We start from the raw sequence: 13,487 nt of genomic DNA, 5'->3' as shown, positions 1-13,487 counted from the left end.
CGCCGTCGGAAAAATGCAGCAAATCGGGCTTTTGGCAGTCAGAGGGAAGACACGTAAGGGAGAGCGGCCATGACACACAGTCATACTGGCGGGTGCCATTGCGGCCGCCTGCGTTATCAATTCGATGCGCCATTGCGCGACATCGCCCACTGTCATTGCTCGATCTGCAGGCGTACTTCCGGGGGCATCGTGGTCACCTGGATCACCGTGCCGCTCGACGCCTTCAAGTGGCTGGGGGCAAGCCCTGCGGCCTACGATTCAGGCCCCACCTGCGTGCGGTTTTTCTGCAGCAACTGTGGGGCACAGATGGCGTTGTTCAGCCAGCACAGTCCCGACACCATGGACGTGACCATCGGCACCCTCGACCATCCGGAAAACGCACCGGCCGAGCGGCATATCTGGACCGACAGCCGGTTGCCGTGGTTGCACCTTGATGAGCATTTGCCAGAAGAGCGCGAAGAAACGATCTAAGCGATTGTGCGTTCCTACGGGATTGGGGGTAACGCGGGGTTTGCGCCTCACCGCCGTACCTGTAGCAGCACGGCTTGCCGGCGGGGGCGGCCTCGAGATCGACCCGCGGGCAAGCCCGGCTGCTACGGGATTTGGGGGTGCATGGGATGTGTTTACGGCAATTCCAATCCGCCAGCGGCTTTGTGCAACGCGCGCAGGTGTTCGCCGATCTGTTTGAGGTTGTCTTCGGTGGCGGCGATTTCGGCGGCGCGATCCGGTTCCAGCAGCGCCCTCACCTCCTTGTCCAGGTCGCCGCTCAAGCGCTGGAGCTGCTTCTGCCGCTCGCTGCTTTCCGCCTCCAGCCGTTTCCACTCACCCTCTTGGGGCAAGCCATAACCGCCGCTGCCGAGCAACTCAGCCGGACGGCTCAAGAAGCCGCTGTTGGCCAGAATGTCCTGCAAGGTGCCGGTGGCCTGGGAAACCCGGTTGTCTTTCTTCTCCACTGCGCTCAGATAACGCTGCTTCACCTCATCCTGCGCCAGCAACAACTGCCGACGCATGCTGGCCTGCTCCAGCAACAACAAGGCCGCGCTGCTGCGCAAATCGGCCTTGGCAAAGTACGGCTGTCGCTCCTTGGCGGACAGCGTCAGCCAGTCCTCCACCGTCGCCTCCTTCACCTTGGTGGTTTTGCGCAGCACATCGAACATCGCCTGATAGCGATCACGGTACGAGTCAAAGCGATAGCCTAGGCGCAGCGCCCGCTTCTGGTCGTCCAGCACGCTGGTGTCGGCCAACCCCCTGCCCTTGAGCACTTCGAGCAGGCCATTAGGCAGAATGCTGTCGAGGCCTACGAGGCGTGGGTCGTTGGTGCCGCTGCGCAACAGCTTGAGGTTTTCAACCGCGCAGTTGTTGGACAGGAACCAGTAATCGCCGTCGTACGCCCAGTGCATTTCGGCGGCATGCTGCACCAGGCCATCGATCTGCTGGCGCGACAGTTTCAGCGGAACCGACGCCAGGCTGCGCAGTTCGGTCTTGGTGTACTCGTCGATCACCTGGCCCAACGGCAGCACGAACAGTCGCGAAGGGTACTTGCCGGTCAGGCCGCTCCAACTCGACAGCTGCAGGTCGTTGACGAAGGCGCGATATGACAGCACCAGATGCTGATCCAGATCCAGGCGGCAATCCGGCCCTCGTGGGCGACCGGGCTTGCAGATGACCAGCCGCAGCATGCTGTGCCCCCAGCGGCTGACCAGATTCTGGTTGGCTTCGGCCAGCAGGTAATCAACCTCATACACGCGCTCGGGGTCGAGCTTGCCCAGCGGCTCGCGGGCGAAATCGTTACCGGCGTTCAGGTAAGGATAGGAAGTCGGGCAGTCTTCCTTGGCCGCAGGGGCCCAGCCGAACTGCTGCCGGTAATAGTCGTACAGCGCCGGGCGGCGGCAGGCGTAGGCCGGATCGAGGAGAAAGTACTCCATGTTCACCGCCACGAACTCCAGCGGGCTGCTGATTTCGTAGATGTCAGGGCTGCGGGCCACTTGGCCGTTGCGCTCTTCGCGCTCTCCTCGCCGCCCGACGTATTGCGGCCACCCGGCCAGATCCAGCAGGCGCGGATCGTCGCTCAAGGTAAAGCGCCGGTCCGTCTGGCCGCGGCAACTGTCGCGCAGGCCGATCTTGCCCAGGCTGTTGCCCTGGCGTGAACAGGCGATGATGAGTTTGCGCTCTTGCGCCGACCACAACTGGGCGTGGTCGTAGATATGAGTCAGTTCATGCAGCACCGTGGCGAGCATTTCTTCGCGAACGGTACCGTGGGGGCGATTGGTCTTGGTGGTGGCGGCACTGCCGTCGGTCAGGCCTGCCAGCAGCTTCTGATTCAGGTCCAGGCGGTAGGGGCCGTCGGCGCGTCCATAGGCATTGGTCGGCATGTCATCGGTCCAGCGCACCTCCACCTTGCGGTCCAGCTTGGTGATGAACATGGGCGGCAGGTGCGCCAGGGCTTCATCCAGTAGCGTCTGGCTGGCTTTCTGCTGTGCAGGATCGAGCCCGTCGGTGTACAGCGACAGGCTCAGGTCGGCAAAGGCGCTCGTGCAGATCAGCGAGAGCGCCGATGCCAGCAGCCAGGCGGCTACGCGCCTCACAATGCGAGGATGGCTTCGGCGAGATCCTGGTCACTGGCATTGCGGGCTTCGGGCAGACGATCGCGCAGGGTGGCGAAGGCCGCATCCAGGCGGGCACCGTGGATGTCACCGTTGCTGGCGACATAGCTGGCGGCGTCGTCCTGGGCTTCCACAACCATTTTCCAGTTGCGGACCGAAGAGGTGGTGTCGGACGTGAAATCAACGCTGCGGCCAAAAGCACGAACAACAATGTTGCTGGTCGCTTTCAAGGTTTGAGCCTGAGCCACGTCGGTAAGCACGAGCAAGCCCAGGGCCGCAACGATAAGCGGGGTACGCATGGAACGTCTCCAAAAGACAGAAGATACAAAAAGTAATTATTGGACGAGGATTGCCTGCGCCAGTTCAAGGTCGCTGGCATGAAGTTTTGGAGAGGTTTGACGCAGATACATCAACGCCGACTCCAGTTGCGCTCCTCGCAGTTGGCCATCACTGGCAATGAACGCTGCAGCATCATCCTGGGCGGCAAGTATCAGTTTGTTATCGAAAGGCCCGGTCGTCACCTGACTGGTGCCGTACCCGCTTTTGATCAGGCTTTGTGTGGTTGTGTCGAACGCTTGAGCCTGGGTCACACAGATCAGGCTGGCAGTCGCTGCAATCAACAGGCGAGACAATAAGTGCATGAGTCTTCGGTAATGACGGAACGAGCCGCAAGGCTAGCGCAATGCCCCGGCCAGAGCCAGTGAAGGTAGCGGGGCAAGCGTTGCCAAAGCTGTCGCGAAGCTGAATCAGATGGCGAGAATCGCCTGAGCCAGCTGTGCATCCGAAGCCTGGAGGCCAGGTGCTATTTCACGGATGTGGGCGAAGGCGCCTTCCAGGTGAACGCCGCGAATCTCCCCTTGGGAGGCGACGAAGCTTGCGGCGTCGTCACGGGCGGCCAGCACGATCTTGTCATCGTGGAAGGACGAGGAGATTTTCGAGGTGGCGTTGGACGAAGCATCGAGCGCGCGAACCAGTGTGTCGGTGGTCACCACGAAGCTGGAAGCCTGGGCGCCGGTTGCCGCGATCAGAAGCGCAGCGGCGGTCATGAGACGAAGACGAGACATGTTGGAACTCCACAAGGGTCAATCGAAACCACACGCGCAAATTCGCAGAGGAGCCAGAGCTGTCTCGCAAGCGACGGGGCAGAAGATGGCGCAAGACTAGCGTAACAGGGGGCTAAAGGACTATCAGGGCGATGTGCCAGCTGCTTTGCCGAGGCACCGCTGCGGATCTGTACGCCTTATAACTCAAGCACTGTACCGGTATCAAAGCGATTATATAAAACTGTACCTGTTGGTCTTGGAATTTGTACTCGCACCCGTAGCAGCACGGCTTGCCGGCGGGGGCGTCGTATCAGACGAATCATTTTCGACTGACACACCGCTCCCGCCGGCAAGCCGTGCTGCTACGGAAGAAATCGCTGGAAGCCAGAAACAACAAAGCCCGTCAGCAGTGACCTGCGACGGGCTTTGTGTGAACAATTCAGGGTGCTGGCAGTAGGCTTAAGGCCTGGACCAGCGAGCGCTAAATTAGCGCCAGAACGGCTTGCTCAGCTCTTCGTAACGCTGGGATTCGCTGATACCGGCGTCAGCCAGCAGGCGAGCATCCAGACGGGCCAGCTGGTGGCGGCTGGACAGGCGACGCTGCCAGAGCATCAGGTTGGCGAACATGCGCAGAACCAGGGAGCCTTTGGCCGATTGAGCGGTTTCTTCGTAGAACAGTTCGGAACTTACGGTGCGTTCCATGGTGCTTCTTCCTTCCGCTTGTGGCGGGATTAGATAGTGACTTGATTGGTGCCCATCTTCCTCTCGTTGCCCTCCTCTCTCCAGACACAGTTCACTTGTATTGTGCTGCTTCAGTTAACTGTTCAAGGGCACTGTTTTGTTCGGAAATGGGGCAACTGTACCGGTTAGCACCTAAATGGTGCATTTTGTGCGCTGATTTAGTGAAAAGTGTCGTTTCAGGGGTAAAAACGACCGGTACAGCAGTACAATTTTCGCCAGAATAGCGTTCAGCTCAAACGCAGTGGCGACGAAAGGTCGTCGCCACGTCCCAACTGTATTTCCTACACCGCCAGCATGCGGCCGGTTTCTTCCAGGTTCAGGTGCCAACTCAGTGCATCACGCAGCACATGGGGCGTGTGCCCGCCGATGGCGCAAGCCTTGCGGAAGTAGTCATTGAGCGCTTCGCGGTAGGCCGGGTGTACGCAGTTGTCGATGATCACCCGGGCCCGCTCGCGAGGCGCCAGGCCGCGCAGGTCGGCCAGCCCGATCTCGGTGACGAGGATGTCGACATCGTGCTCGGTGTGGTCTACATGGCTGACCATCGGCACCACGCTGGAAATCGCGCCGCCCTTGGCGATGGATTTGGTCACGAAGATCGCCAGGTGGGCGTTGCGGGCGAAGTCCCCGGAGCCGCCAATCCCGTTCATCATGCGGGTCCCGCCGACGTGGGTGGAATTGACGTTACCGTAGAGGTCGAACTCCAGCGCCGTGTTGATTCCGATGATGCCCAGGCGACGCACGATCTCAGGATGATTGGAAATCTCCTGAGGGCGCAGTAACAGTTTCGATCTGTACTGCTCCAGGTTGTTGTACACCGCGTCGTGCTTGCGCTCGGACAGGGTCATCGAGCAGCCCGATGCAAAATCCAGCTTGCCCGCTTCGAACAGGTCGAACGTCGAGTCCTGCAGCACTTCCGAGTACATCGCCATGCCGTGGAAAGGCGAGTCAATCAGGCCGGTCATCACAGCGTTAGCGATGGTGCCGACACCCGCCTGCAACGGCATCAGTTGGTTGGTCAGGCGGTTCTGGCGCACCTCGTTCTTGAAGAACTCCACCAGATGCCCGGCAATGGCCTGGGTTTCGTGATCGGCGGGCAATACAGATGAAGGTGAGTCGGCCTGGTCGCTGAACACGATACCGACGATCTTCGCCGGGTCGATCTTCACCGCCTGGCTGCCGATGCGGCTGTCAGCCTTCAATACCGGGATGGGCAGGCGTGTCGGGCGGTAGGTCGGTATATAGATGTCGTGCAGGCCCTCCAGCTCCAGCGGCTGTGCGGTGTTGATCTCGATAATCACCTTGTCGGCGAGAATCGCGAAGCTGGCCGAGTTGCCGACCGAGGTGCTGAGCACCAGGTGGCCTTCCTCGGTGATCGCCACGCATTCGATGACGGCGATGTCCACCGGCTTGATCTGGCGGTTGCGCAGCTGCTCGACGGTGTCCGACAGGTGCTGGTCGATGAACATCACCGTGCCGTCGTTGATTGCGCGGCGCAGCGTGTTATCGACCTGGAACGGCATGCGGCGCGACAGCACGCCTGCCTCGGTCAGCTGCTTGTCCAGGTCATTGCCCAGGCTTGCGCCGGTCATCAGGCTGATCTTCAGCGGCGAGGCCTTGGCGCGCTCGGCGAGGGCCTTGGGTACGGCCTTGGCTTCACCGGCGCGGGTGAAGCCGCTCATGCCGACGGTCATGCCGTCCTGGATCAGGGAAGCGGCGTCGGCTGCGCTCATTACCTTGCTCATCAAAGAAGGCAGGCGGATACGTTCACGGTGCATGGTTTTCTTGTCTCAGGACGAGGATGCGAGGGCCCAAGTCTAGAGAACTGGATTTTTTTCGTCCCACGACCAAGGTCGCATTCGAGGGCTCTAATTAGCGGCTTTCAGGACAAAACACCTTTACGCCGGATGTAAAAAACCCCCGGCCGATGCACGCGCCGAGGGTTGGTTTTGCTGCAGGCTAGAGCGCTTACTCCACCGCTTTGACCATGTCTTCGATGACTTTCTTGGCGTCGCCGAAGACCATCATGGTCTTGTCGAGGTAGAACAGTTCGTTGTCCAGACCGGCATAGCCGCTGGCCATCGAGCGCTTGTTGACGATGATGGTCTTGGCCTTGAAGGCTTCCAGGATCGGCATACCCGCGATAGGCGACTTCGGATCGTTCTTCGCTGCCGGGTTGACCACGTCGTTGGCACCGAGCACCAGCACCACGTCGGCCTGGCCGAACTCGGAGTTGATGTCTTCCATCTCGAACACCTGGTCGTAAGGCACTTCGGCCTCGGCGAGCAGAACGTTCATGTGCCCAGGCATACGACCTGCCACCGGGTGGATCGCGTACTTCACGGTCACACCGGCGTGGGTCAGTTTCTCGGTCAGCTCTTTCAGGGCGTGCTGGGCACGTGCCACCGCAAGGCCGTAGCCCGGGACGATGATCACGGTGTCGGCGTTGGTCAGCAGGAAGGTCGCGTCGTCAGCCGAGCCGGATTTCACCGGACGCGCCTCTTTCGCACCGCCTGCATCGCCCGCGTCTGCTGCGCCGCCGAAGCCGCCGCCGATCACGTTGAAGAACGAGCGGTTCATGGCCTTGCACATGATGTAGGACAGAATCGCACCCGAGGAGCCCACCAGGGAGCCAGCCACGATCAGCATTGAGTTGTTCAGCGAGAAACCGATACCCGCCGCTGCCCAGCCCGAATAGCTGTTGAGCATCGACACGACCACAGGCATGTCGGCGCCGCCAATCGGGATGATCAGCAGCACGCCGATCACGAACGCCAGGATCAGCATGACGCTGAAGGCGAACAGGCTGCCGGTGAACATGAACATCAGGCCGAAGAACAGCGTGGCCAGGCCCAGGATCAGGTTCAGCTTGTGCTGGCCGGCGAACTGTACCGGTGCGCCCTGGAACAGGCGGAACTTGTACTTGCCCGACAGCTTGCCGAAGGCGATGACCGAACCTGAGAAGGTGATCGCACCGATCGCCGCACCCAGGAACAGCTCAAGGCGGTTACCGGTCGGGATCGCGTCGCCAAGGTGTGCAACGATGCCCAGCGACTGAGGCTCGACCACGGCGGCGATGGCAATGAACACCGCTGCCAGGCCGATCATGCTATGCATGAAGGCGACCAGCTCCGGCATCTTGGTCATTTCGACGCGCTTGGCCATGATCGAACCGGCGGTGCCGCCGACCAGCAAGCCCACGATGATGTAGCCGATACCCGCGCTGGCGCCGTCGGTGGACAACGCCGCCAGCTTGAACACCAGGCCGATGGTGGTCAGCACTGCCAGACCCATGCCGCACATGCCGAACAGGTTGCCGCGGCGCGATGTGGTCGGGTGCGACAGGCCCTTGAGGGCCTGGATGAAGCAGATCGCCGAAACGAGGTACAACAGGGTGACGAGGTTCATGCTCATTGCTTGGCATCCTCAGCTTTGGCTTTCGGAGCCTTCTTCTTGAACATTTCCAGCATGCGGCGGGTGACCAGGAAGCCACCGAACACGTTGACGGCTGCCAGAGCGACCGCGAGGGTCCCCATGGTCTTGCCCAGCGGGGTCACGGTCAGTGCAGCCGCCAGCATGGCGCCGACGATCACGATGGCCGAGATGGCGTTGGTCACGGCCATCAGTGGGGTGTGCAGCGCAGGGGTGACGTTCCAGACCACGTGGTAGCCGACGTAGATCGCCAGCACGAAGATGATCAGGTTGTAGACGCCGTGAGAGATCAGCATGTCTTCCATTGTTTTTATCCTCAGCCGTTCTTGCGCACGATCTGGCCGTCGCGGCACATCAGGCACGCGGCGACGATGTCGTCTTCGAGGTTGATCTCGAACTGGCCTTCCTTGGTGAAGACCAGCTTCAGGAAATCCAGCAGGTTGCGTGCATAAAGCGCCGACGCGTCAGCAGCCACCAGCGCAGGCAGGTTGGTGTGGCCAACGATGGTCACGCCGTGCTCGATCACCACCTGATCAGCGACAGTGAGCGGGCAGTTGCCGCCCTGGGCCGCTGCGAGGTCGATGACCACCGAGCCTGGTTTCATCTGCGAGACGGTTTCGGCGCTCAGCAGCACTGGGGCCTTGCGGCCCGGAATCAGCGCGGTGGTGATCACGATGTCCGCCTGCTTGGCGCGCTCGTGAACGGCCACGGCCTGACGCTGCATCCAGCTGGCCGGCATCGGACGCGCATAACCGCCCACACCCACTGCTGCTTCGCGTTCTTCGTCGGTCTCGTAAGGCACGTCGACGAACTTGGCACCCAGCGACTCGATCTGCTCCTTCACCGCAGGGCGAACGTCGGAAGCCTCGATCACTGCACCAAGACGTTTGGCAGTGGCGATGGCCTGCAGACCGGCAACGCCTGCACCGAGGATCAGCACGCGAGCAGCCTTCACGGTACCGGCAGCAGTCATCAGCATTGGCATGAAGCGCGGATAGTGATGGGCCGCCAGCAGGACCGATTTGTAACCGGCAATGTTGGCTTGCGAGGACAGTACATCGAGACTTTGCGCCCGCGAGGTGCGCGGCGCCGCTTCCAGGGCGAAGGCGGTAATCCCGCGCTCGGCCATCTTGGCGATGATCTCGTTGTTGAACGGGTTGAGCATCCCGATGACCACGGTACCGCTCTTGATCAGGGCCAGTTCGCTGTCGCTTGGGGCGACGACCTTGAGAATGAGCTCGGCGCCAAAGGCATCAGAGGCGCCGCCGATCGAAGCACCTGCCGCCTCATAGGCACTGTCCGTCACGGAGGCGGTAATGCCTGCGCCTGACTGGACGGTGACCTTATGACCCTGGCCAATGAGCTTCTTGATGGTTTCCGGAGTAGCAGCAACCCGAGTTTCACCGGACTGGGTTTCTAGAGGGACACCAATGTGCACGTCAAATCTCCTGCGTGATCTTTTTTATCTTTTAAAAAGTAGGCCAGCGCACTGCGTATGGCGCGTCTGGTGCAGCGATCACCTCGCCCTCTCTATAACAAGAGGGGCGCGGCATTTTGCAGGTGTAACAGGGGTGCTTCAAGGAATTCTGTAACGGGACGTGACTTTAACTACAAGTCACCCTGTGACCGTTTGACGCAACAAACCGCTACAGGCCTTGTATTTAGAGGCGTGTAGCGAAATGTTCAGTGTTTGAAGTTTTTTTCGTCTGCGAGGTGAAAACAGTGGTCAATCTGGCTGGAAGCCCCGTCATATAACGTGTGCAGCCTGTTTTGGATAAAGAACAGAGGTGTTTCTTAAATGCGACATTACAAGATATCTGTAGTCCTTGAATTTAATTGACTACAGGGTCAGTAAATTTGACTCAATCGCCTGAAATCAAGGCAGGGCGTAGGTTTCAGCCTGTTGCACCAGCCAGTCGCGGAAGGCTTTCAATGACGCGGATTCGACTTTTCGCTCTGGAATCATCAGGTAATAGGCTTTCACGCTCGACAATGCGTGGGAATTGGCCACCAACAGACGCTTTTCCGCCAGTTCTCGCTGAATCAGAAACGGCGGGATCAGCGCGACGCCCATGTCATGCATCGCCGCCTGAGCGAGCATGGAGAATAGCTCGTATCGCGGCCCTGTCATGTCGCGAGCGATATTCATGTCCATTGAGCCGAACCACTGGCGCCAGGCGTAGGGTCGTGTGGTCTGCTGCAGCAATGGCATCTCGGATAATTCACGCGCGCTGAGTCGGGGTTTGTTGCCCAGTAAATGAGGACTACAAACCGGCATGGGGTTTTCGCTCATCAGCCGATGGGATTGCGTGCCCGACCAGTCGGCATCTCCGAAGTAGATGGCGGCGTCAAAGTCGGTGTCGGCGAACAGGAACGGGCGGGTGCGGTTGGTCAGATTGATCGTCACGTCGGGGTTCTGTTGCTGGAAGTCCTTCAGGCGCGGCAAGAGCCACTGGGTGCCGAAGGTCGGGACCACCGCAAGCTCGATCACGTTAGCGCCCTGGTGGCCCATCACCGAAAGCGTGTCGCGTTCCACGGCATCCAGTTGCGTTGCGACCCGTCGGCTGTAGGAAAGCCCTGCTTCTGTCAGCTTCACTCCCCGGCGCGAGCGTCGGAACAGTTCCACGTTGAGGAACTCCTCCAGGCTGCCAATCTGTCGGCAGATGGCGCTTTGCGTGAGGGAAAGTTCTTCGGCGGCTTTGGTGAAGCTTTCGTGGCGAGCGGCGGCCTCGAAACTGACGAGTGCGGCAGTGCTGGGGATCTTGCGACGCATGTACGTGAACCTCACTCGTCGGATGCTAACAGGGCTGTTTTCGCTATTACGGAGTGAGAAATTAGCACAAGACTATGCGAAATCCTCGTTTGCCCCGGCGCCGATCCGGGCCTAGTCTCACTCCACAGCTTTTTCTCGGCCTGGCCCGAGAGCACCATTCAACGAGGAGAACGTCATGGGCGGTAAGGCAAGCTTCAACTGGATCGACCCGCTGTTGCTGGATCAGCAGCTCACCGAAGAAGAGCGCATGGTTCGTGACAGCGCCGAACAGTTCGCCCAGGACAAACTCGCTCCTCGTGTGCTCGAAGCCTTCCGGCATGAGCAGACCGACCCTGCAATCTTCCGTGAGATGGGTGAAGTCGGCCTGCTGGGCGCAACCATCCCCGAGCAGTACGGTGGCAGCGGCCTGAACTATGTCTGCTATGGCCTGATCGCCCGGGAGGTCGAGCGCGTCGATTCGGGCTACCGCTCGATGATGAGCGTGCAGTCCTCGCTGGTCATGGTGCCGATCAATGAATTCGGGACCGAAGCACAGAAGCAGAAATACCTGCCCAAGCTGGCGTCCGGCGAATGGATCGGCTGCTTCGGTCTGACCGAGCCGAACCATGGCTCCGACCCGGGCGCGATGATTACTCGTGCGCGCTCCGTGGAAGGCGGCTACAGGCTGACCGGCAGCAAGATGTGGATCACCAACAGCCCGATTGCCGATGTGTTCGTGGTCTGGGCCAAGGATGATGCCGGTGACATTCGCGGTTTCATTCTGGAGAAAGGCTGGCAAGGTCTGAGCGCCCCGGCAATCCACGGCAAGGTGGGCCTGCGTGCTTCGATCACCGGTGAAGTGGTCATGGATAACGTCTTCGTGCCTGAAGAGAACATCTTCCCGGATGTTCGCGGGCTCAAGGGGCCGTTCACCTGCCTGAACTCCGCCCGGTATGGCATTTCCTGGGGTGCGCTGGGCGCAGCCGAATTCTGCTGGCACACCGCGCGTCAGTACACGCTGGATCGCCAGCAGTTTGGCCGCCCGTTGGCTGCAAACCAGTTGATCCAGAAGAAGCTGGCAGACATGCAGACTGAAATCACCCTCGCGTTGCAAGGTTGCCTGCGTCTTGGGCGGATGAAGGACGAAGGCACTGCGGCGGTGGAAATCACCTCGATCATGAAGCGCAACTCCTGTGGCAAGTCCCTGGACATCGCGCGCATGGCGCGGGACATGCTCGGCGGCAACGGGATCTCCGACGAGTTCGGCATTGCCCGTCATCTGGTCAACCTTGAGGTGGTCAACACCTACGAAGGCACCCATGACGTGCATGCACTGATTCTGGGGCGCGCGCAGACCGGCATTCAGGCCTTCTACTAAGGAGCCTGCCATGGGCGCGCTGTCGCATATTCGTGTGCTGGATTTGTCCAGGGTCCTGGCCGGACCCTGGGCGGGCCAGATCCTGGCGGATCTGGGGGCGGACGTCATCAAGATCGAGCGCCCGGGAAACGGCGACGATACGCGTGCCTGGGGTCCTCCGTTTCTGAAAGATCCGCGGGGCGAGAATACGTCCGAGGCGGCTTATTACCTTTCGGCCAACAGGAACAAGCAGTCGGTCACCATCGACTTCACCCGGCCTGAAGGTCAGAAGCTGGTGCGGGAGCTGGCGGCGAAGTCCGACATCGTGATCGAGAACTTCAAGGTCGGTGGCCTCAAGGCCTATGGTCTGGACTACGAGTCACTGCAGGCCGAGAACCCGAGGCTCATCTACTGCTCGATTACAGGGTTCGGCCAGACCGGCCCCTATGCGAAGCGTGCCGGCTACGACTTCATGATCCAGGGTCTTGGCGGCCTGATGAGCCTGACCGGGCGCCCGGATGGTGAGGAAGGTGCAGGGCCGGTGAAGGTAGGCGTGGCATTGACCGACATCCTGACGGGGCTGTATTCGACTGCTGCGATTCTTGCAGCCTTGGCGCATCGCGATCAGGGCGGCGTGGGTCAGCACATCGACATGGCGCTGCTGGATGTGCAGGTGGCCTGCCTGGCCAACCAGGCGATGAATTACCTGACCACGGGCATCCCGCCTAAGCGTCTTGGCAATGCGCACCCGAACATTGTGCCGTACCAGGATTTTCCCACGGCCGATGGCGACTTCATTCTTACCGTGGGTAATGACAGCCAGTTCCGCAAATTCGCGGAAGTGGCCGGGCAGCCCCAGTGGGCAGATGACCCGCGGTTCGCGACCAACAAGCAGCGAGTGGCGCATCGGGCCGAGCTGATCCCGTTGATTCGCCAGGCCACTGTATTCAAGACCACGACGCAGTGGGTGGAAGCGCTTGAACGTGCCGGCGTGCCCTGCGGGCCTATCAATGATGTGTCACAGGTCTTTGCTGATCCCCAGGTGCAGGCGCGCGGGTTGAAAGTCGAGCTGCCCCATGCGTTGGGCGGCACGGTGCCCCAGGTGGCGAGTCCTATCCGGCTTTCGGGTACGCCGGTGGAGTATCGCCGGGCGCCGCCCTTGCTGGGCCAGCACACGCTGGAGGTGCTGACGAGTGTTCTGGGCCTGTCGGATGAGGCCGTCATGGCGCTGCGCGAGGCGGGTGTTCTGTAGCGCTTCTATATAGGTGGGCGATAGGTGGGCGGCGATAGCCGCCCTCCTATATATAAACTGAAGGAGCTTGCTGATTTTCCTGCTGTTTCGCTTATTTCATAGAAAGTTCACATTAAGTGTTGACGCCCCCTCGAATCTCTCTATAATTCGCCCCACTTCCGGCGCAGTCGGAACGGAAAACTCCTTGAATATCAACGAGTTAGACGTTCAGGATAGCGAGGAAGTGCTTCGGTTCAGGTCACTGAATCGGCAGCGGTGAAAAAGGTGGTTGACAGCAGGTTGTAACGCTGTAGAATTCGCCTCCCGCTGA

Annotated in this window: 13 protein-coding genes; 3 read left to right on the top strand and 10 right to left on the bottom strand. The window is 60.3% G+C overall.

Annotated elements, in window-relative coordinates:
* Window positions 1-69 precede the first annotated feature (69 nt).
* Window positions 70-471 carry a GFA family protein gene (locus ACIPO9_RS24725; protein ID WP_400784046.1) on the top strand — a complete coding sequence of 134 codons (402 nt, stop codon included), beginning with the start codon at window positions 70-72 and terminating at the stop codon, window positions 469-471.
* A 152-nt stretch (window positions 472-623) separates the two neighbouring features.
* Here the strand turns inward: ACIPO9_RS24725 and ACIPO9_RS24720 are convergent, their stop codons facing one another.
* The 10 genes from ACIPO9_RS24720 to ACIPO9_RS24675 form a co-directional block, all read right to left on the bottom strand.
* Window positions 624-2,585 (bottom strand): DUF4105 domain-containing protein, encoded by a 1,962-nt coding sequence (locus ACIPO9_RS24720; protein ID WP_400784044.1) that lies wholly within the window; start codon window positions 2,583-2,585, stop codon window positions 624-626.
* Complete coding sequence (locus ACIPO9_RS24715) at window positions 2,582-2,902, bottom strand: DUF2388 domain-containing protein (protein ID WP_274135281.1); 321 nt, start codon at window positions 2,900-2,902, stop codon at window positions 2,582-2,584. Before ACIPO9_RS24715 ends, ACIPO9_RS24720 begins: the two co-directional genes overlap by 4 nt.
* 36 nt (window positions 2,903-2,938) lie before the next feature.
* On the bottom strand, window positions 2,939-3,244 hold the full coding sequence (locus ACIPO9_RS24710; RefSeq protein WP_400784042.1) for a DUF2388 domain-containing protein: 306 nt from the start codon (window positions 3,242-3,244) through the stop codon (window positions 2,939-2,941).
* A 105-nt stretch (window positions 3,245-3,349) separates the two neighbouring features.
* Window positions 3,350-3,667: a DUF2388 domain-containing protein gene (locus ACIPO9_RS24705; RefSeq protein ID WP_274135286.1), complete on the bottom strand. Its 318-nt coding sequence runs from the start codon at window positions 3,665-3,667 to the stop codon at window positions 3,350-3,352.
* A gap of 465 nt (window positions 3,668-4,132) precedes the next feature.
* On the bottom strand, window positions 4,133-4,348 hold the full coding sequence (locus ACIPO9_RS24700; protein ID WP_274135287.1) for a DUF1127 domain-containing protein: 216 nt from the start codon (window positions 4,346-4,348) through the stop codon (window positions 4,133-4,135).
* Window positions 4,349-4,668: 320 nt separating this feature from the next.
* The gene (locus ACIPO9_RS24695; RefSeq protein WP_400784040.1) at window positions 4,669-6,162 is read right to left on the bottom strand and encodes an acetyl-CoA hydrolase/transferase family protein; all 1,494 of its coding nucleotides are present in this window, start codon (window positions 6,160-6,162) and stop codon (window positions 4,669-4,671) included.
* A gap of 190 nt (window positions 6,163-6,352) precedes the next feature.
* Entirely contained in the window at window positions 6,353-7,798 is a 1,446-nt protein-coding gene (locus tag ACIPO9_RS24690; protein ID WP_274135290.1) for an NAD(P)(+) transhydrogenase (Re/Si-specific) subunit beta, read from the bottom strand.
* Window positions 7,795-8,121, bottom strand: coding sequence for an NAD(P) transhydrogenase subunit alpha (locus ACIPO9_RS24685; protein ID WP_062386518.1), 327 nt, complete (start codon window positions 8,119-8,121; stop codon window positions 7,795-7,797). The genes ACIPO9_RS24690 and ACIPO9_RS24685 overlap by 4 nt, the downstream gene beginning before the upstream one ends.
* 11 nt (window positions 8,122-8,132) lie before the next feature.
* Window positions 8,133-9,254 carry a Re/Si-specific NAD(P)(+) transhydrogenase subunit alpha gene (locus tag ACIPO9_RS24680; RefSeq protein WP_274135294.1) on the bottom strand — a complete coding sequence of 374 codons (1,122 nt, stop codon included), beginning with the start codon at window positions 9,252-9,254 and terminating at the stop codon, window positions 8,133-8,135.
* A 438-nt stretch (window positions 9,255-9,692) separates the two neighbouring features.
* Window positions 9,693-10,589: a LysR family transcriptional regulator gene (locus tag ACIPO9_RS24675; RefSeq protein WP_400784039.1), complete on the bottom strand. Its 897-nt coding sequence runs from the start codon at window positions 10,587-10,589 to the stop codon at window positions 9,693-9,695.
* A 175-nt stretch (window positions 10,590-10,764) separates the two neighbouring features.
* Between ACIPO9_RS24675 and ACIPO9_RS24670 the strand changes: the two genes are divergently transcribed.
* On the top strand, window positions 10,765-11,946 hold the full coding sequence (locus tag ACIPO9_RS24670; protein ID WP_400611195.1) for an acyl-CoA dehydrogenase: 1,182 nt from the start codon (window positions 10,765-10,767) through the stop codon (window positions 11,944-11,946).
* 10 nt (window positions 11,947-11,956) lie between these two features.
* Window positions 11,957-13,177: a CaiB/BaiF CoA transferase family protein gene (locus ACIPO9_RS24665; RefSeq protein ID WP_400784038.1), complete on the top strand. Its 1,221-nt coding sequence runs from the start codon at window positions 11,957-11,959 to the stop codon at window positions 13,175-13,177.
* The last annotated feature ends 310 nt before the right edge of the window (window positions 13,178-13,487 follow it).

The sequence above is a fragment of the Pseudomonas sp. NPDC090203 genome, assembly GCF_044746765.1.
Taxonomy (GTDB): domain Bacteria; phylum Pseudomonadota; class Gammaproteobacteria; order Pseudomonadales; family Pseudomonadaceae; genus Aquipseudomonas; species Aquipseudomonas putida_AD.
The sequence above is the reverse complement of the archived record's forward strand: the minus strand, read 5'-3'. Positions and strand labels throughout refer to the sequence as shown.

Excerpts from the sequence above, each read along its gene's own strand:
- ACIPO9_RS24725 (WP_400784046.1), top strand. The coding sequence starts at position 70 with ATGACACACAGTCATACTGGCGGGTGCCATTGCGGCCGCCTGCGTTAT.
- ACIPO9_RS24690 (WP_274135290.1), bottom strand. The coding sequence starts at position 7,798 with ATGAGCATGAACCTCGTCACCCTGTTGTACCTCGTTTCGGCGATCTGC.
- ACIPO9_RS24715 (WP_274135281.1), bottom strand. The coding sequence starts at position 2,902 with ATGCGTACCCCGCTTATCGTTGCGGCCCTGGGCTTGCTCGTGCTTACC.
- ACIPO9_RS24695 (WP_400784040.1), bottom strand. The coding sequence starts at position 6,162 with ATGCACCGTGAACGTATCCGCCTGCCTTCTTTGATGAGCAAGGTAATG.
- ACIPO9_RS24710 (WP_400784042.1), bottom strand. The coding sequence starts at position 3,244 with ATGCACTTATTGTCTCGCCTGTTGATTGCAGCGACTGCCAGCCTGATC.
- ACIPO9_RS24700 (WP_274135287.1), bottom strand. The coding sequence starts at position 4,348 with ATGGAACGCACCGTAAGTTCCGAACTGTTCTACGAAGAAACCGCTCAA.
- ACIPO9_RS24685 (WP_062386518.1), bottom strand. The coding sequence starts at position 8,121 with ATGGAAGACATGCTGATCTCTCACGGCGTCTACAACCTGATCATCTTC.
- ACIPO9_RS24670 (WP_400611195.1), top strand. The coding sequence starts at position 10,765 with ATGGGCGGTAAGGCAAGCTTCAACTGGATCGACCCGCTGTTGCTGGAT.
- ACIPO9_RS24665 (WP_400784038.1), top strand. The coding sequence starts at position 11,957 with ATGGGCGCGCTGTCGCATATTCGTGTGCTGGATTTGTCCAGGGTCCTG.
- ACIPO9_RS24675 (WP_400784039.1), bottom strand. The coding sequence starts at position 10,589 with ATGCGTCGCAAGATCCCCAGCACTGCCGCACTCGTCAGTTTCGAGGCC.
- ACIPO9_RS24705 (WP_274135286.1), bottom strand. The coding sequence starts at position 3,667 with ATGTCTCGTCTTCGTCTCATGACCGCCGCTGCGCTTCTGATCGCGGCA.